Annotated in this window: 19 protein-coding genes; all 19 read right to left on the reverse strand. The window is 44.6% G+C overall.

The window, feature by feature from the left end:
* Positions 1–7: 7 nt before the first annotated feature.
* Positions 8–2,002 carry a transketolase gene (tkt, locus tag JXR81_05605; GenBank protein MBN2754328.1) on the reverse strand — a complete coding sequence of 665 codons (1,995 nt, stop codon included), beginning with the start codon at positions 2,000–2,002 and terminating at the stop codon, positions 8–10.
* Between the two features lie 22 nt (positions 2,003–2,024).
* Entirely contained in the window at positions 2,025–2,603 is a 579-nt protein-coding gene (locus tag JXR81_05610) for a nitroreductase family protein (protein ID MBN2754329.1), read from the reverse strand.
* Positions 2,604–2,743: 140 nt separating this feature from the next.
* Entirely contained in the window at positions 2,744–3,088 is a 345-nt protein-coding gene (locus JXR81_05615) for a hypothetical protein (protein MBN2754330.1), read from the reverse strand.
* Between the two features lie 11 nt (positions 3,089–3,099).
* On the reverse strand, positions 3,100–3,291 hold the full coding sequence (locus JXR81_05620; GenBank protein MBN2754331.1) for a hypothetical protein: 192 nt from the start codon (positions 3,289–3,291) through the stop codon (positions 3,100–3,102).
* Between the two features lie 13 nt (positions 3,292–3,304).
* Entirely contained in the window at positions 3,305–3,763 is a 459-nt protein-coding gene (locus tag JXR81_05625) for a redoxin domain-containing protein (GenBank protein MBN2754332.1), read from the reverse strand.
* 28 nt (positions 3,764–3,791) lie between these two features.
* Positions 3,792–4,652, reverse strand: coding sequence for a 2-oxoacid ferredoxin oxidoreductase (locus JXR81_05630; protein MBN2754333.1), 861 nt, complete (start codon positions 4,650–4,652; stop codon positions 3,792–3,794).
* A 1-nt stretch (position 4,653) separates the two neighbouring features.
* Positions 4,654–6,423: a 2-oxoacid:acceptor oxidoreductase subunit alpha gene (locus JXR81_05635; GenBank protein MBN2754334.1), complete on the reverse strand. Its 1,770-nt coding sequence runs from the start codon at positions 6,421–6,423 to the stop codon at positions 4,654–4,656.
* An 82-nt stretch (positions 6,424–6,505) separates the two neighbouring features.
* Positions 6,506–7,081, reverse strand: a complete 576-nt coding sequence (locus JXR81_05640) for a rubrerythrin family protein (protein ID MBN2754335.1) — start codon at positions 7,079–7,081, stop codon at positions 6,506–6,508.
* A 157-nt stretch (positions 7,082–7,238) separates the two neighbouring features.
* Positions 7,239–7,619, reverse strand: coding sequence for a desulfoferrodoxin (locus JXR81_05645; GenBank protein MBN2754336.1), 381 nt, complete (start codon positions 7,617–7,619; stop codon positions 7,239–7,241).
* Entirely contained in the window at positions 7,517–8,122 is a 606-nt protein-coding gene (locus JXR81_05650; protein ID MBN2754337.1) for a ferritin family protein, read from the reverse strand. The genes JXR81_05645 and JXR81_05650 overlap by 103 nt, the downstream gene beginning before the upstream one ends.
* A gap of 17 nt (positions 8,123–8,139) precedes the next feature.
* Entirely contained in the window at positions 8,140–9,321 is a 1,182-nt protein-coding gene (locus tag JXR81_05655) for an FprA family A-type flavoprotein (protein ID MBN2754338.1), read from the reverse strand.
* 19 nt (positions 9,322–9,340) lie between these two features.
* Complete coding sequence (gene bcp, locus JXR81_05660) at positions 9,341–9,895, reverse strand: thioredoxin-dependent thiol peroxidase (protein MBN2754339.1); 555 nt, start codon at positions 9,893–9,895, stop codon at positions 9,341–9,343.
* On the reverse strand, positions 9,895–10,332 hold the full coding sequence (locus tag JXR81_05665; GenBank protein MBN2754340.1) for a transcriptional repressor: 438 nt from the start codon (positions 10,330–10,332) through the stop codon (positions 9,895–9,897). Before JXR81_05665 ends, bcp begins: the two co-directional genes overlap by 1 nt.
* 15 nt (positions 10,333–10,347) lie before the next feature.
* Positions 10,348–10,866 (reverse strand): ferritin, encoded by a 519-nt coding sequence (locus JXR81_05670; protein MBN2754341.1) that lies wholly within the window; start codon positions 10,864–10,866, stop codon positions 10,348–10,350.
* 85 nt (positions 10,867–10,951) lie between these two features.
* Positions 10,952–12,100 carry an NAD(P)/FAD-dependent oxidoreductase gene (locus JXR81_05675; GenBank protein ID MBN2754342.1) on the reverse strand — a complete coding sequence of 383 codons (1,149 nt, stop codon included), beginning with the start codon at positions 12,098–12,100 and terminating at the stop codon, positions 10,952–10,954.
* Positions 12,101–12,103: 3 nt separating this feature from the next.
* The gene (locus JXR81_05680) at positions 12,104–12,265 is read right to left on the reverse strand and encodes a rubredoxin (protein ID MBN2754343.1); all 162 of its coding nucleotides are present in this window, start codon (positions 12,263–12,265) and stop codon (positions 12,104–12,106) included.
* Between the two features lie 199 nt (positions 12,266–12,464).
* On the reverse strand, positions 12,465–13,805 hold the full coding sequence (locus tag JXR81_05685; GenBank protein ID MBN2754344.1) for a DUF11 domain-containing protein: 1,341 nt from the start codon (positions 13,803–13,805) through the stop codon (positions 12,465–12,467).
* Positions 13,806–17,918, reverse strand: a complete 4,113-nt coding sequence (locus JXR81_05690) for a CIA30 family protein (GenBank protein MBN2754345.1) — start codon at positions 17,916–17,918, stop codon at positions 13,806–13,808.
* Between the two features lie 111 nt (positions 17,919–18,029).
* On the reverse strand, positions 18,030–19,031 hold the full coding sequence (locus JXR81_05695) for a LacI family DNA-binding transcriptional regulator (protein MBN2754346.1): 1,002 nt from the start codon (positions 19,029–19,031) through the stop codon (positions 18,030–18,032).
* Between the last annotated feature and the right edge of the window lie 53 nt (positions 19,032–19,084).

Consider the following 19,084-nt stretch of genomic DNA (forward strand, 5'->3'; position numbering starts at 1 on the left):
CCGGATATTAATTCTTTTTAAGAAGCTCTGCCGCTTTTGCCGCTATGTTTTCTGCGGCCATGCCGTAATTTTCCATCACTTTATCGCCCGGCGCTGACGCGCCAAACTTTTCCACACCAATCACTGTTCCGTTATCTCCCGCAAGGCCTTTAAAAAACGCGGGATGCGAAGCTTCCACAACAATACGTTTTGTTAAATGAGAAGGTATTACTGATTCACGGTAAACTTCTGTCTGCCTTAAAAACATTTCATAGGACGGAAGCGATACAACCCTTGCGGTTAAATGCCTGTTTCTTAACAGCTCCGCGGCTTTTAACGCGGGATGCACTTCTGAACCCGTGGCTATTATTAACACATCCGGTTTTTCACCGCCGTGTTCCAGCACATACCCGCCTTTTTGCGCGTTTTCAAAAACTTTATATTTTTCATTATCCAAAACAGGCAGGTCCTGCCGCGTGAATACAAGGGCAAAAGGCATTTTTTGCGTTACCGCCATGTACCACGCAGCCACGGTTTCATTCGCGTCCGCCGGCCTTATCACGGTAAGCCCCGGTATCATGCGAAGCGACGGAAGCTGTTCCACCGGCTGGTGCGTGGGGCCGTCTTCGCCAAGACCTATGCTGTCATGCGTAAAAACAAATATTGAATGCGTTTTCATAAGCGCGGCAAGCCGTATCGCGGGCCTCATGTAATCAGAGAATATAAGAAATGTGGCGGAATACGGGATAATGCCGCCGTGCAGCGCCAAGCCGTTTACAATCGCGCCCATTGCGTGCTCGCGCACGCCAAAATGTATATTGCGGCTGCACATACCCGAAATGCCAAAACTTCCCTGCCCTTTTAATTCTGTTTTGGTGGACGGCGCCAGGTCAGCCGACCCGCCCATAAATTCCGTCATATATTTTTCTATAATATTCATTATTTTTCCGGATGCCGTGCGCGTGGCAATTTTTTCACCCGCGGTGAAAAATTCCAGATTTTTTTTAAGTTCTTCATTAATACTGCCGCTTAAATACTTATCCAGCAGCCTGTTTTCTTTGGGGAATGATGACCTGTAAGCTTCCACCCTTTCATTCCAGTCGCGCTGCGCTTCCGCTCCGGTTTTTGCCATTTCCTTAAAATTATCGGACACTTCCTTTGGCACGTAAAATTCCCTGTCTTCGGGCCAGCCAAAAAACTGTTTTGTCTTTATCACATTTTCTTTTCCCAGAGGCTCGCCGTGAGCCTGCGCGTTATCCTGCCGGGGGGAGCCAAAACCGATATGCGTTTTTATAATTATAAGCGACGGGCGGTTTTTTTCCCGCTTTGCTTCGTGTATCGCCCTTTCAATATCATAAGTGTCATTGCCGTCAGCCACAACAGGCGTATGCCAGCCGTACGCTTCAAACCTTGCTTTCACATTTTCCGTAAAAGATATATCCGTGTCGCCCTCTATGGAAATGCCGTTATCATCATACAGGTAAATTATTTTTCCAAGTTTCATTGTACCTGCAAGAGACGCGGCTTCGGAAGCAACGCCTTCCATAAGGTCCCCGTCCGATACAATGCCGTAAATGTAGTGGTCTATTATACTGTGCCCTCTTTTATTAAAACACCCGGCAAGCGTTTTTTCCGCGATTGCCATGCCGACGCCCATTGCAAACCCCTGTCCCAGAGGCCCTGTCGTGGCTTCAACACCGGGAGTTAAACCGTATTCAGGGTGCCCGGGGGTTATGCTTTTAAACTGCCTGAAATTTTTCAGGTCATCCAATGAAATACCGTATCCATAAAGATGAAGAAGCGAGTATAGAAGCGCGCTTCCATGGCCCGCAGACAGAATAAAACGGTCCCTGTCCGCCCATTTCGGGTCAGCCGGATTGTGCTTTATGAATTTGGAATATAAAGTATATATCATAGGCGCCGCGCCCAAAGGCAGCCCCGGATGTCCGGATTTCGCGCGTTCCACCATATCTATGGACAGCATGCGCAGCGTGTTTATTGAAAGTTCTTCTGTTATTTTCACTTTAACCCCCCTGCCGGCTTTTTCACCTGGCGGGTTTTACATTTAACTTTTCGCTATACATATCAATTGAATACCTGTTTTCCGCGGGCAGGCGCGCCGGCCTGTTGTCTTCCTGTTCTTTCTGCCAGTCAGACAGGATAGACATGTCATTGCCTTTTTTACCCACGTTAATAAGCGTTACCACTTCAAATTCATCCGGGATTGAAAGCGCTTCCCTTGTTTTTTCCGGAGAGTACCCCGCAATTGGGTGCGCCACAAGCCCAAGTTCCACGGCACGCAGCATTAAATTTCCCACCGCTATTCCCGTGTCAAAAAGATAATACAGCCTGTCTTTAATCACGCAGTCAAAATCTTTTTTTGCAAGCACAGCTATTATCATGGAGTCTTTGTTTGCCCATTCATTGCCTTTGTTTAAAGCCGCCTTTGCTTTTTCCAGCTGTTCTTTTCCTTTTACAAATATGAATTTTGCCGGCTGATTGTTAAAACATGAAGGGGCAAGGGACGCCGCGTCTGCAAGTTCTTTTACTGTTTCATCTGAAATCTCCACAGCATCAAACGCCCTGTGCGCCCGCCTTGCGTTTATCGCGTCTTTTACATCCATAACATTCCTCCATCCGGTTCAACGGATAATGTTTTAAACTGCTAACCTGACGGACAGCGCAGGAGCGCTGTCCCTGCAAAGCCCTTGTTCCCGCAGAACAGTTTTTTGACACTGCTTTATTAATATCAGCCCTTACGCTTTTATTTAACCTTTAAGTCCTTTGATAAATCCCCGAATTTGTTACACACGGCCTTAACCGTTATTTTATCGCCGCTTTTAAGCTCCGGAACCGCGTATATAAGCTGCTGGCTTTTGTCATCCGTCTGCACCGTTGTTTCCTGGCTTATTTTTTTTACGCCGTTAACCGAAAGAATAATTTCGTCAACAAAGTGCTTTGTAACGTCTTTGCTTGTGTGCGACACAATCACCTTTACGGTTTTTTCCGTCAGGTCATATTCTATGGATATCCCCGAAGGAGAATGGGCAAATACAGCTCCCGCGAATACAAGCGCGAATAACCCGGTTAACATAATTAATTTTTTCATTTTTCCTCCTTTTACCCTTTAAGGGTAAGAAAAATTACTATTCCGCCGTGAATAAGCGCGGTGAACAAAAGCACTATAGCCAGTATCTTATGCAGTTTTATCCTGTTTGGAATATTTATTTTGAAAAAACCAAGTATAAAAACAATAACCAGAAGCACCGCGCTTGTAAGGCCAAGAGCTTTAATGATAAGTCCCCAATCCATTTTATTTCCTCCCTTATTTTCTTTTTTTAAGAAATTCCAGGACTTCTTTAATATCCGGAACTTCTTTTATAGGATATATCTTTGACCACAGGACTTTTCTGTCCGCCCCAAGTATTATATTGAACCTTCCGGATATACCCATCTTTTCAATAAACACATCCATTTTTTTGCTTATTTCGCCGTGCGGCCAGAAATCGGACAGAAGGTCTGTCTGTTCAATTTCAAGGGATTCAGCCCACGCTTTTTTGGAAGGCGCAGGGTCACAGCTTATCCCCAACGGCACAACATTTAAATCTTCAAAAGCGTCATAATTATCTTCAAGCGATTTCATCTGTTTGGCGCACACGCCGGTCCATGCAAGCGGATGAAACGATAACAGAAGCCTTTTTCCCGTAAAGTCAGCGGTATTAACTTCAACATCCGACTGATTTTTTAATACAAAATCTCCGGCATGTTCCCCAGGTTTTAACATTGTAACCCTCCATAATATAAGCCGTTATTTAAATCTTTGTGTTTAATATATCCATTACCGTGCCTGCTTCCCTTTTTCTTATATACAGCGGGGTGTTGTCTTTGTTTAAATACGGCGCAAGCTTTTCTTCAAACACCGGCTTGTTATCATTGACGTATAATATACCCAGCGGCCATGGGCCTTCTTCAAGGCTTTTCTTAAACGCCTCCGGTTTATTCTTTGGGTCATACCCTTCTTCTATTATATATGTGTTTTCCTTAAACCACCTGTGGGTATTAACCTTGTTAAACGACACACACGCGGAAAAAATATCCACCAGCGCGAACCCTTTATGATTTATCGCCGCCTTAATTATTTCTTTTGATTTTTCCTGTTCTCCCGCTGACGCGCGCGCCACAAAAGAAGCGTCAAGCGCTATGGCAAGGGCTGCCGGGTTAAGCGGGTTTTCAAACACGCCGTCCACCTGCACGGGGGTGGTAAACCCCGGGCGCGACGTGGGCGATGCCTGGCCTTTTGTAAGGCCGTAAACCATATTATTGTGCACAATTACCGTGATGTCGGAATTTCTTCTTATGGCGTGAATAAAATGGTTGCCGCCTTCGCCGTACATATCGCCGTCTCCGCTTTCCACTATCACTTTAAGCAGCGGGTTAGCCGCTTTAATCGCGGCTGCCGGCGGAAGCGACCTTCCGTGAAGCCCGTTAAAGTAGCTTGTATTGTAATATTGCGGCGCTTTAGCGGCCTGCCCGATTCCTGAAACAAAAACAAGATTCTCTTTGGGAATGGCAAGTTCTGTAAGCGCGTTCATTACTATATTTCTTATTCCAAAGTTTCCGCAGCCGGGGCACCATGCTATTTCAACATTTTCCTTGCCGTATAAATTTGCCATATCAGCGCCTCCCTTTCTTTTTTTCGGCCGGTTTTCTTATCTTCTTTCCTTTAATAGCCGCGCTCTTTTTCATCAATTCTGCCAGCCCGTCCGCGGAAAAAGCCAGCCCGTCATAGCGCAGAATTTTATGGCCGATATCCAGCCCGGTTTCTTTTTTTATAAGCCCTGCAAACTGGCCTGTCTGATTATTTTCTATCATCACGGCTTTTTTTGCTTTCTTAATTATATCAGCCGTGCTTTTATGAAGCGGATAAACCTGGGAATAGTGAAGTATTGCCGCGTCTTTTAAACCGGAAATTTTTATGGCTTCCAGCGCTGTATTTAAAACCGAACCCCAGCATATAAAAATAGTTTTATAATTTTTGTTTCCGTACAGGGAAGGTTTAATTGCAGCCGCGTTTAACAGCGCGGATTTTTTCATCCTTTTTTCTTTCATCTTAAGCCCGATGCCGGACAAGTCTTCTGTTATCCTTCCGTCTTCATCGTGCTCGTCTGAATCAAGGCACACACATCCGGTGCCAAACCCGGGCACGCCGCGCGGTGAAATTCCGTCTTTTGTAAGCGCGTAGCGTTTGTAACCTTCTTTTGTTTCAACTATATAATTCTGATTTTTGTGTTCTTTTACTTCAAACCGCGGTATGTTGTAGTACGTATCCACAAAATACTGGTCTGTCATTATAAAAACAGGCACCTGATATTTATCCGCCGTGTCAAACGCCTTCCGCGCAAGTTCAAACGCCTGCAGCGTATTGCCCGGCGCAAGAATTACGCGCGCGAAATCGCCGTGCCCCGCGTGCAGCGCAAGGTTTAAATCGCCCTGCTCTGTCCTTGTGGGGTATCCTGTTGCAGGCCCCGGCCTTTGCGCCAGGTGAATAACCACGGGAGTTTCTGTTATTCCCGCCAGCGACACCCCTTCTGTCATAAGGTCAAAACCGCCGCCCGAAGTGGATACCATTGCCCTTGCCCCCGCGTACCACGCGCCCAGCGCCATATTAATCGCCGCTATTTCATCTTCTGCCTGCTCCACCGCAATCTGCCCTTTATGCGAATATTCCGCAAGCGCGGTAAACACGGAAGTCCCCGGCGTCATCGGGTAGGCGAATGCCGCGCTGCAGCCGCCGGCTATCGCGCCTATTGCCACAGCGTCCGCGCCTGACAGCATAAATTCATCCTGTATTTTTATATTTTTATCTATTTTAATTTTGAAATTATTTTTAACCGCGGTCCGCGCGCCCGCTTCATAACCGGCGGCAAAAGCTTTTATATTTCCGTTTACTGTCTCTTCGCCTTTTTTACCGAAAAGTTTTTGAATAAAATCATCCGCTGTTTCTTTTCCTATGCCTATAATTCCGCACGCCGCTCCTGCCGCCACCATGGAAGAAAATAAAGGATTTCCAAGAGCTTCGGCAATTTTGCCAAAAGCAATATCATTTACACGGCTATCCTGTAACAATGCCGCATCGCCCGCTATTATTGTGTTTTTATCAAGCCTGTACGCGTATCTTGCAAGCGCTTCTTTTTCAAGGGGGATGAAAATATCCGTCTTATCCACGGGGGCCGCCGCCCTGTCCTGCGATACCCTTAACATAGTGGCATTAACGCCGCCGCGCACGCGTGACATATATTCTTTGGTGGCAAAGACATTATACCCGGACTGTTTTATAAGTTTTATAAGGATGGTTTCTATTGACTGGATTCCCTGGCCTGCTTCGCCGGACAAAACTATTGATACTTCGCGTTTTACCCTGTTATCGGCTGACTTTATTTTCATTGAATCCCCCGTTTTACCTTTTTAATAAAGCAGTTTTATAAGCGGTATGCGCGCCCCAAAGGGGCGCGCATACCTTTTTACATTAATAGTTGGATTCTTTAATTTCAAAAAACGCCTTCGGATGGACGCACGCCGGGCATTTATCCGGTGCTTCCGTCCCTTCATGCACGAAACCGCAGTTACGGCATTTCCACCTTACAACATGAGACTTTTTGAAAACTTCGCCTTTTTCAATATTAGCGGCAAGTTTGCGGTAGCGTGCTTCATGTTCCGCTTCCACTTTTGCAATATTCCTGTAACAGGCGGCTATCTCTTTAAACCCTTCCTGTTCGGCCGTTACCGCAGCGCCCGGGTAAAGTTCTGTGTGTTCTTCCTGTTCGCCGTCGGCTGCCGCTTTTAAGTTTTCTAAAGTATTGCCTATTACTCCGGCCGGATACATAGCGGTAATTTCCACCATTCCGCCTTCAAGAAATTTAAAAAATCTTTTTGCGTGTTCTTTTTCATTCTCCGCGGTTTCCATAAAAAGTTCTGCAATCTGTTCATACCCTTCTTTTTTAGCCGCGCTTGCAAAATAAGTATAACGCGTCCTTGCCTGAGATTCCCCCGCAAAAGATGCCAGAAGGTTTTTTTCTGTCTGTGTCCCTTTAAGTTTTCCCATTACCGTTCTCCTTGTGATGTATAAAATTTAAAATCCTTTTTTTAACTTCTTAGCGCTTTAACAAATTAAGCAATTAAGCTATAGCTTAAGTCTTTATATTTTCCGCTTCTGCTTATCTGCTTATAGCTTAAACCGCTAGTTTTTCCGGGCTTCCAGACTACTTCGCCCAAAGGCCGTGCTTATTACAGAACTCCCTTACAACCGATATCTTTGCCACGGGAATCTGAAAAAACACTTCAGGTTTGTCCCCGGGGTTTAAATCTTTTCTTGTTACAAATCCGTCCGTGGATATCACCTCTATAAACTGTATCCAGTGGTCAGCTTCCATAGGATGCGGCACTGAACCAATTTTAACCAAAACTCCGTCCCCTGATGCTTCTATTACAGGAACGTGTTTTTCGCCGGCGCCGTCCTTGTTTTTTTCATCCATAAGCTTCATGGGTTCCCCGCAGCAGATAAGTTCCCCTTTTCCCGGTACAATATCTTCCACAACATTACCGCATACCATACATTTGTAAATCCCCATTTTTTCAGCCATCTTACTCCTCCTGTTTTATTTTTTTCCAGCAGTTTTTTTGCCATTGAAAGTTTTAAAAAGTGGTTCTGTTCTTCTTTTATTATCTGCTGCACAATTTCCGCGTGTTCTTTTTTGACAATGTTTTTAATGCCTTCATACAGGGTAATTGAATCCTGCTCCCTGTCCATTGCAAAATCCACGGCATGAATTATATTATCCATCTTTTTTTCAGCCGCGGCCGCGTTAAACTTTTCCTTTTTAAAAACAATTTTTTCTTCTATGTAAACTATAAGGTTTTCCATGTATTGTTCAGAGAACTCCGATAATGAATATTTGCCCTTAAGCTGTGTCATCATTTTCTCAAAGGTCTTTTTATGTTTTTCCTCTTCTTTGGCAAGCGCCAGCATCACGCCTTTTATGTCCTTATTTCCCGCCATTGATGCCGCGTATTCATAGAACTTTTTGCCGTTTTCCTCTATCTTTATTGCCACCTTAAAAACATCTTTAATATTTACAGTGCTCACTTTTTATCTCCGTTTTTTTAAATAAGATTGATTGTTTTGTGCTTTTCCACTACCGCCTGTGCCATGGCGTCTATGGCCTCAAAATCCGCTTTTTTGGGGTATCCCTGAACTTTAAGCGGCGCTATCAGCTCGCCTTTAAAATTTGGCACCATTGCCGCAAGCGCTTCCTGCGCTTTTTCCATCCAGTTCCACCCTGTTATAAGTGATAAAAATTTTGTCTTTGTCCTTAACGCGTTAAACAGGTACACCACATTGGCCGCCACGGGATGAACTCCCGCAAGCACGGTTGGCGCGCAGACTATAACCGTTGCCGCGTCCACAAGGTCCATTGCAATTTCGCCTATATCGGCGTTTGAAAGGTTATACAGTTTTGTCCTTACCCCTTTATTTGCCAGCGAATCGGCAAGGTGTTCCGCCGCCGCTTTCATGCTGTGATGCATGGAGATATAAAGCACAAGCGCGTAATTTTTCACGTCGTCCTTTATCCATTCGTCATACCATGACATCACTTTTGCCGGATCGGTATGCACCACTCCGTGGCTTGGGCATATCATTGCCGGATTGATGGAGCGCACAATTTCCATGTTTTTCTTTATCACATTCCGAAAAGGCGACATAATTTCCGCGTAATACCTTTTGGCGGAAGTATATGTGTGCGCCGTGTCAAATATATCCGAAACAGCCACGTGCGAACCGAAATAGTCGCAGGTAAAAAGAATTTTATCCTCTTTTAAAAGGGTAACCATGGTTTCCGGCCAGTGTACCCACGGCGTAAGAAAAAACTGAAGCGTCCTGTTTCCAAGGGATATTTCCTGCTTATCCGCGACAGCCATAAAATCACTGTCGTTAAGTTCAGGCATAAAATCCTTTAAAAAACCTTTGCATTTTTCATTGGTCACTATTTTCGCGCCGGGGAATTTCTTTAAGACCGCCGGCAAAGAACCGGAATGGTCCTGTTCCGCGTGGTTGGCGATTACATAATCTATTTTCGTGACTCCCAGAAAATCAAGGTTCTTAAAAAGTTCATAGGTCTTAACCGGGTCCACCGTGTCAATTAAGGCGCACTTTTCACTGCCTTCAATAAAATACGAGTTGTAACTTGTGCCTTCCGGAAGCGGTATCAGTTCGTCAAAAAGTTTTCTGTCCCAGTCAACAGCCCCCACCGAATTAATACCCTGCGCTATCTTTTTTACAGCCATTTAATCCACCTTCCTTTTCTTAATTTGCGCCGGTTTCCTTTAACTTCATAAGAACTTCAGCCGCGTGGCCGGCAACCGACACTTTTTCCCACACAGATGCTATTTTACCCTTTGGATCAATTAAAATTGTTGTACGGACAATTCCCATATATTCCCTGCCCATCATGTTTTTCTTCTGCCACACTCCGTAGACTTTAAGCACGTTTTTTGATTCATCGCTTAAAAGCGTAAGTTTAAGGTTATGGTTTTTTATAAATTTCCTGTGGCTTTCGCAGCTGTCGCCGGAAATGCCAAGCACTTCACAGCCAAGTTCTTCAAAGCCGGAAAGTTCTTTGGAAAAATCCCTGGCTTCAATGGTGCAGCCCGGAGTGTTGTCTTTGGGGTAAAAATACAGCACAACCCACCTGCCTTTAAAATCTTTAAGGCATACGTTTTTTTCAGCGCTGTCTTTAAGGCAGAAGGCCGGAGCGATGTCACCGGTTTTTAGCGCGGCCTTGCCGTTGCTTTTTTTTACGGCTTTCTTTATAATTTTTTTTAAACCTTTTACCGCTTTTTTCCCAGATGCTTTTTTCATTATTTTTTCCCCCTGCTCTTTACGCACTCCGGACACAAACCTTTAAGATACACGTGTTCCTGCGTGACCTTATACCCCTTTAACCATTCCGGCACGCATGTGGCGCATTTGACATTAAAATCGCTTACGCCGCCGCATTTTTCACAGATAAAATGGCCGTGCCTTCCCGTAAAAGCGTCATACCTGGAAATACCGTCTTCTATGGTGATTTCTGACACAATGCCTTCTTCTAAAAAAGTCTTTAACGTATTGTATATACTTGTCCTTGACAGTGTGGGTATTTCATTTTCAAGGCTATTAAACAACCGGTCTGCCGTGGGATGGTTTCTTTTATCAAGAAGGTATTTAAGCACCTTCACCCTTATTACCGACGGCCTTATTTTTTTTCCTTTTAAGAGAGCCGCAACTTCCTTTTCCGTTTTTTCAGATGTCTCCACTTTTTTAACTCCCGTTTACACGCCTGCCTGGGTGGAATCCACAAATACCCTTAATGACAATTCTTTATCTATCATAAAAAGCGCGTCTTTTGAATCGCCTATTAATTTAAGTTTTTCCGCCAGTTCGGATGAATTAGCCTCTTCTTCCACCTGCTCGTCAATAAACCACTTTAACATTGACGCGGACGCGTGGTCTTTTTCGGCAATGGCTATGTCCATAAGATTGTTTATCAAAGCTGTCACTTTCTGTTCGTGGGCGTACGCCGCTTCAAACATTTCCAGGGGCGATTTCCAGTCATCGCGAACGGTTTCAACCGCCGGGAATACCGCGTGTCCGCTTCTTTCAAGTATGAAACGGTAGAATTTCATCGCGTGCGTCATTTCTTCCTGCGACTGCACGTAAAACCAGTTGGCAAAACCCTTAAGGTTTACTTCGGTGCACTTGGCTGACATTGAAAGGTAAAGGTACGCCGAATAAATTTCCGCGTTAACCTGTTTGTTGATTGCCTCTTCCATCTTCTTTCCGATTTTCATCTTAGACCCTCCGTTTTTGTATTAATTACAACTTTGAACTAATTACAAATATACAACCCGCCCCCGTTTTTGTCAATACTTTTATTTAAAGCGCTTCCTGCGGGCTTCCGCCGTCCTTAATAAGCTTTTGTATTTTCATATAGTCTTTTGTGTCGCCGATAAGGATTGCGCCGGCAACTTTATTATCCCTTATGAATATCTTTTTAAAATTTTCATTTTCCTTTTTAACTTCCGCCTGCGTCCCTTCCCCGGAAACGTCGCCCATTGACGCAAGTTCTATACCCGCCACTTTAAGTTTAACCGACATTACAGTGCCTTTATATTCCGCGCTTCCGCCGGTTATATGCGAAGCCGCCGCCGCCGCCTGTTCGCGCGCGGCAGGCCATATGCCGTACACCCTGCCGTTAAATTCCGCTATATCGCCGCAGGCGTAAACCGAATCAATATTTGTCCTGCCAAACCCGTCTATCTTTATTCCAAGCATTTTTTCAATTCCGGTATTTTCTGCTATCTTTAAATTGCTTCTTATGCCGGCTGACAAAAGTACCATATCGGTTTCTTCAGATGTGTCATCCGAAAATTTCACTGTTTTTCTGCCCGACGCATCTTCAATAGCGGCTGTCTGTTTATTCAGGATAAAACTTAACCCCATATTTTCCAGTTTTTCCTTTAAGATAGCCGCCGTTTCCGCGTCCAGCTGGCGCGGCAGCAGCCTGTCAAACACTTCAACTATTGTAACTTTTAACCCGTGCTCTTTTAAACTGTTGGCGGCTTCTATACCCAAAAGCCCTCCGCCTATTACCACGGCTTTTTTTCTTCCCTTAGCGTACTGCATAATATTCTTTGCGTCATCAATGGTGCGCAGGGTGAATACGCCTTTGTCTTTGGCGCCCGGAAACGGCGGAGCAAAAGAAAACGCACCCGCGGCAATAATCAGCTTGTCATAGTTAATTAAAACCCCGCCCGCTTTAACCTGTTTTGCCTCCGTATTTATTTCTTCCACAACAGTTGAAAGCAGCAGTTCTATTTTATTATCAGCGTACCATTCGGATTTTTTAATAAATATTTTCTCTTCCGGCACTTTTCCGGTTAAAAATTCAATCACCCGCGGCCTTGAATAATACGGGTATCTTTCATCCGATATTACCGTGATTTCGCAGGCAGCGTCAGCTTTTCTTGTCTCTTCAGCGGCAGTCGCGCCTGCAGCGCCGTTGCCGATTATTACAACACGCATAACTTAAGCGTTCTTTTCAAAATCTGATTTGGAAGCTCCGCATTCCGGGCAGGTCCAGTCATCCGGAATCTGCTCAAAAGAAGTTCCGGGGGCAATACCGTGTTCAGGGTCTCCCTTTGCCGGGTCGTAAACATAACCGCAAACCACACATGTCCATTTTTCCATAATTAATCCTCCTGATTTGTTTGTATAAATATATCGGCTAAAAAACAGGGCGCATTCCTGACGCCCCTGCAAAAACCTCTGCCCAAAACTCATATAATTACTATATCATAAGGTTTTAACAAGTCAACCGGACATAAACATAATAATTATTTCCATGAAGTTTTTTTAGGCCGGCCCGCGCGTAATTATGCTGTTTTAATTAAGGATATCTGGCGATAACGGCGGAAAAACAAACCGTGCCGGTTGCTCCGGATGCCAATTGGGTGTAAACCCAGTATACAACCTTTATGTCGCCGTAATAATTGACCCCGCAACCCGAATCGCAGGATACGTAATCCATGGCATACGGCACAGTATCCCATATATTAAACGAAACAGCCTCGCTATTGGCATTTGTATATTCAATACAAAATGTTATTGTGTCCCCAAAAGTCCCTTTAATCGGATTAGCGGATTTTATCATTGGTATATTAAGTCGCCTTTCAAAAGCCCCGATATCAGTGACGCCGTTAAAAGGCCGCGCGTTATTGTCAAAATCAACAGCAGGCGCGCCGGAGTTGGTTCCCAAATCAAGGCATTTAACCGAAGAGGATGAAAGCCTTAAATCAGGAGCTGTCACCGAAGCATCTATCACTTCCGTCAAAGCCGGGTTATATTGGCAGCCTGTACCGTATCCCGAGCCCGAAATCGCGCAATAGGTAAAATAAGGTTTCATGCCGGCGTGAAGATTTGAAACATCATTGGTATTGGCAAGAAAAAAACAGTTTTTTATAAACCCCACAGTGTTTCTGTAGTCCCCTGATGAACGCAGGACATTATAGTTATTAAAAAAGGTGCAGTTCAAAGCCTGAATCCTAAGCCCCTGATTCGGCACATCATCATAAAAAGCGCTCATTGCGCCGGTAAAGTTTCTTATTATGCAGTTTGTAAGATTATAAGTATACTGAGTGTTTCCGCCGCCGTTGGCCTGAAGAAAACTTAAACCGTTACAGTATGAACTGCCGATGATTTCGGTCCTGTTAAGGGACACCTGATCATTGGTATTTGTATCCCATGATGAAGTGTTCACAATAATATTATTATTTACCGTTGAAGTCGATGTCCTCATCAGGACACAGTTATCAATTGTAACATTGGGGTGCACCTGGCCTCCCCCTTTCAGTTCTATAACATTGCCTCCGCTTGAACTTGAATGATTCATGACAATATCGGAAATTGTCCAGGCAGGCAGGGATGTTGTTATATTGTTAAGAACAAAAGTTGCCCCGGAATTATCCGCGCCGTCCCAGGTAAAACGCTGTCCGTTTTGGGATGTAATATCGCACGATTTGCCCGCGGTTGTCCATGTCATGTTCTCTGACAGATTCGCCCTTAATTCCAGCGTGTCGCCGGTTGAAGCTCCGTTATATGCCGCCTGTATTGAAACATAATCGCAGCCCGAAGGGCAGATTGTATAAACTGCGCCGTAAAGGTGCGAAACGGCTTTCATAAAGAATAAAACCGCGCCTAAAACAGCCGTTTTAAACGCGGTTTTATCCATTTACCTTCTCATCACGATAATCTTATCTATTTTACCCGCTTTTTTATTATCTTCGGAATTAATCACGTAATAATAAGCGCCGGAAGCAAGGCTTTTAATTACACGATTCGGAATTTTAACCGTATTTAATCCCGCGTTTCCCGGGCCTGTTGTAACTGACTTTATCAGCCTGGAACTTACAGTATATATTTTAATATCCAGCTCCCTGTATGCCCTGCTGGCGTTAAACCTGATATTAATGTCTTCTCCTTCATCCGCGTTTACAGGGCACGGATAAACAAAAACATCCTGAATTTCAAGCTGATCCGATACATCAGGCGTATACGTTGCGGTTGCAGGAACATAGTAAGTCAGGGTCGGGGTAAAAGTAAACGCTATACCCGTTGCGGTATGTGTATGCGTGGCGCTTAACGTGTAAGTTGCGGTATTTAAGGGAGTGTTTGTCCTTGTGTATGTTGCGGTGTTTAACGGCGTGTTTGTTCCTGTAAATGTAGATGTGTAAGTAAACGTATTCGTGGCCGTAAAAGTCAGAGTTAAAACAGCGGTTGCCGTATTTGTCTGCGTGTTTGTATATGTATTGGTTGGTGTGTCCGTATAAGTTGATGTTGCTGTATCCGTATTTGCCGGAGTCTGCGTGCTTGTATAAGTTGCGGTATATGTGCCGGTATCCGTAAACGTTTCCGTAAAAGTAAACGTGGGGCCGCCCGGTGTTATTGTGTCAGTAAATGTATTGGTTTGTGTAAATGTATACGTGCTTGTGTGTGTTGAAGTGTTTGTATAAGTCTGCGTGGCAGTGGGTGTCATTGTTGAAGTCACGGCAGGCGCGGCAGGGCACACAGCGCATCCAATAAGCTCTACTTCATCCACCCATAGTTCTGCCGCAGCAGGAGTCCCTGCTGTCCCGTTAAAATTAGTCTGCCACTGAAATTCTTTTGCATGCGTTAATACAGTCACTAAATCCGCGGCTGTTCCCCAGCCGGCCTGTGCAAAACTTGTAAAAGGAACACTAAACTGCGTCCACGAAACAGGGGCATTAAAGACATACTTATAATCATCATAACCTGTAAGGGTTGCGCCGGCGGAATTTGTATAGGGTACCTTTATATAATAGGATTTCCCGTCGCCTTTTACATAAAACCTTATCCCCGTGCATGAACTTATGTCTGTTTCATCAAAGACAGGCGTTCCGGCATCCGAAGAAAGCTGCGTCCCAAGGCCAATACAAGGATAATCAGGCGCGTTAACCGCGCCGACTGTGCCTGTCATTCTCATGGCATATGCGGTTGATAAAGCGCCGCCGGCAGAAGGCGGGCAGGAAGCTGCTCCGGACGCAGGCGCAATATATGTTTCACCGGGATAATCCGGGTCGCCGGAAGCATAAGAATACCAAAAACCTCCGAAACTGTTTCCCGAATCTCCGTCATCAAGATTGTCAAACACACATACTTCGCTTGACGTGGGCGTCGCAGTTGCGGTATATGTTGCTGTATTTGAAGGCGTTGCGGTCACAATTGCTCCGCATGTTCCCGAACCAACAAAACTTACCACGGCTTTTTCCCTTGTCACTATATAATGCATAACTTCATCAGACGGGGCGAACCACATATTGTCAAGGCCGCCGGCTCCGTATGTGTTGTACACATAATTAATATGGTCAGACAAAACCGTTTCATTTGTGTCATAATCACCCGGCACTGTACTGCCGGCTTCCACCGCATGCGTAAAATAAATAAGCCATCTTGGCCTTGTGTCGGACGCCGCACTATCCGCCATTGCATTATAAGAAGCCGCGGTTGTGTCTTTCATAAAAGCATTCCTGTTTATAATAAAAGGATTAGGCGGCATAATATCCGCGTAATTATTACCCGTAAAATTTTCGGCAGAAAGCATCAGGCCCGAATCCCGTATGCATGTCCAGTTAGTTGTATTAACATACGGATAAACAAAATGCGTGCACAAGTACCCGGGCCACCTTGCTTCAATCGCCTGCTTAACAGGAAGCGTTTCGGTGCTTATGTTGTCGCATGTTACAGCCTGATGCGAATAATTATGGTCAAAAAAGCTCCAGCCTTTTGAATACAGAGTGTCAAGTTTCAGCCAGCTCATACCATAGCTGTCTGTGGTTGCGGGATTCTGCGAAGTATTAAGCGCAACGCCGCCCCTGAAACCTTTTGCTTCAAATATCGGAAGAGCAACGTCATGGGTTGACGGCCTGCCGTCATCAAAAGTGAAAGAATACGCCCACTTTTTATCATCATAAAGGACAGCCTTGGTTACAGTATCAAGGGCGCCGCCCGAATAATTTGTCCTTACAATCTGAATATCATTTCCTTCAGCCGTGAACATGCAGATATCAGATGAACTGTCATAGGAAGAAGGAATCTCCACAGAATCGCAGTACACCTTCACGGAATCGCAGTTGCCCACATGCACCTTTAAGGTAAGTTTTTTCATGAACGCCATAGAAGGCACCTGCGAGCGGTCTATGTTTATATTCACGCAGTCCTCAACAGCGCCTCCGGGCGTGTTTGTAACAGTCGGAGTGAATGTCGGCCCTGACAGCGTGGCTGTGTTTGTAAATGTCGCGGTAACAGAAACGCCGCCAAGTTCAATTGATGTGGTTCCGGTAAACACCCTGTTAAAAGTAACGTATAATTTGTCATTTGCGTCATCAAGCGAACAGTACATATCAGTTCCGTCCGACAAAGTTGAACCGTTTACGCTTATTAAAGGCAGGGCGGAACCCGTATAATTATTAAATATGAATGTCTGATTTTTAAGGCTTTTAGCGCCAAGCGCCAAGCTTAAAACCGCGCTGTCTGACGCGCAGTTTGCTTCCCATGCGTGATATATATGGTTATACCCGGCCGGTTTTAATGTATAGCTTCCCGCTGTGCTGTAAAGGTTCATTTTTCCGGCTGTAACAACACTGCCTGTTGAAGCCGTCAGCGGATTAACAAGCGAGTGTATATCCGATGATTCTGTCACAAGTTTTCTTACGTTATCGTCTGTTTTCTTGCCTGTATGAATCAACAGAGTAAACCCGTTTGTGGGATAAGCCGGCCAGTCTTTTCTCCATGTCCAGTCAGGGACAGTTGATTTATGGACCGTGCCGTCCTGGCTTGATTCCCCGCCTGCCGCGCCGTACGGAAGCTGCCATGTCATTTTATCGCCGTACCAGTTCTGAAACCCGTTAGCCTGATAATTAACGCCCCAGTTGGGCGGCATTGTTGCAGATGTGCTTCCTATATTAACAGGCGCGGAAATAAAACCGCCCGCTGCCGCCTGCTGTGTAAAATCCAGCGTTGATACGTACCCTACTTCCCTGTCCGGTGTGTCTTTCCATTGCAGAGTGTAAGGCACGCCTTTTCCCGGAGTATTATATGTATATCCGGATGAAAAAGGAGATGAACCTGTTGTTTTAAATATCCAGCTTGCCGCGCTGCTGTCTGTGGCGCTGAATTCTATTCCGTCTATGCTCTCTGTAAGCGTGTTTGACGCGCCTGTCCCTGTCCAGTTTATTTCGCAGTAAGGCGACCGTATATCATGACCCCATGTGCCGGCCGGCTGTGATGAAAAATCATAGGCGATAGAATCCACTATATAATCATTGCCTGTCCTTACCATATATATCCACTTCGCCTTAAAAGAACCCTTGGCATGGTCTGCGTCATCCCCATATATATCCATCTCTGTTTCATAAATGGCGTGATTATCCCCTTTATAAAGTAAAGTTGTTGTGGGGTTAAATCCGTCTTGTTTTGAATTTATCCAGCCGCGGCCCGAATAGCCGCTTTTAAGGTATATAACATGGTTTATCATGAAACCAAGGCCCGACAGGTCTCCGGCAGGATTACTTTCATTTATATTTACGGCAGATGCGCCGTCCATATATGTAAATTTTGAAAGATAACCTCCTTTATAACCATGCGGATTGCCCAAGGCCTTTACAATGCCGGCTGACCTTGGCAGGCCCTGAGAATCTGTCCAGTTTATGGTATCACAGGTATTTGTATTAACTGTCACCCCCATATCCACAGTAACAGGTGCCGAATACACAATAACCGAAAAAAACATGGCCGCAAGTACAGTAAGCATCTTTTTTATACCCATAAAGCGCCTCCTTTTATTCTGAAACGTTTCAGGGTCTTGTTTTAAAACATCTGAAACGTTTCAGTTTTAATTTAAATATACCCCCTGTTCAGCTTATTGTCAAGAAAATTTTCAGGTTTTTCTTAAAATAATTTCAGGCGCGAAATATTCATCAACGTTTTCTACAGAACACATATCCGCGTAATTTTCAGCAAGTTCAAACGCCCTTTCCCCCATCCTGATTAACGGCTGTCTTATTGTGGTTATTTCAAGGGCATCCGCAACATCAAAATCATCAGTGCCTATCACTGATATATCTGCCGGCATTTTCATGCCTTTTTCCGCGCAATACTTAAAAACGCCCATCGCCGTAAAATCCCCGCTTGCGCAATATATGCAGTCCGCACCTTTTTTTACCATCTTTTCGGCGCCTTTATATCCGGAAAGCTTCAGATCTTCGGGAAGATACACCGGACTTTCGCTTATAAGCACGTTCTCCGATTTAATGCCTTTTTTTGAAAGCGCCGATAAAAAACCTTTTTTTCTTTCCGCCTGGGAAAAAGCATATTCCGTATTTCCAAGAAGCACCGCGGGCTTTTTCTTTCCCAATTTTATAAAACGTTCGGCGGCAAGCCTTCCGCATTCATGGTTATCGATATTAAGAAAACAGCCTTTTTTTGACGCTCCGGCATCTATTATTATAAGCGGCATTTTTGCTTTTTCATATTCGTTAATAACTTCCTGAAGCAGTTTGACCCCTATTATAATTACGGCATCCGACGACCTTTCATGCAGGACCTTTATCATTTCGTTCTGAGCTTCCGACCAGTCATATCTGGCAGACCTTAATATTATGTCATATCTGCTTTTTTTCATTTTTTCTTCAATGCCCCTCACTATATACATTTCATAAAGGGAAAAAAGCCCGGGAGTTACGACAGATATATGATGCGTTTTTCCTTTTACAAGGCTGCGCGCGGTCTGATTTGGAATATAACCCATTTTTTCAATGGCTTTTTTTACCTTCTGTTTTGTCTTATGGCTTATTTCTTTGTCATCATTAATAGCCATTGACACAGTTGAATAAGCAAGGCCCAGCTCCCTTGCAATATCCTTTATAGTCACCCTTTTCATTAAAAGCTCCTTATTAAAAATTTTTATTATTTTAACATAAATAAATTAAAGTT

The sequence above is a fragment of the Candidatus Goldiibacteriota bacterium genome, assembly GCA_016937715.1.
GTDB lineage: Bacteria > Oederibacteriota > PGYV01 > PGYV01 > PGYV01 > PGYV01.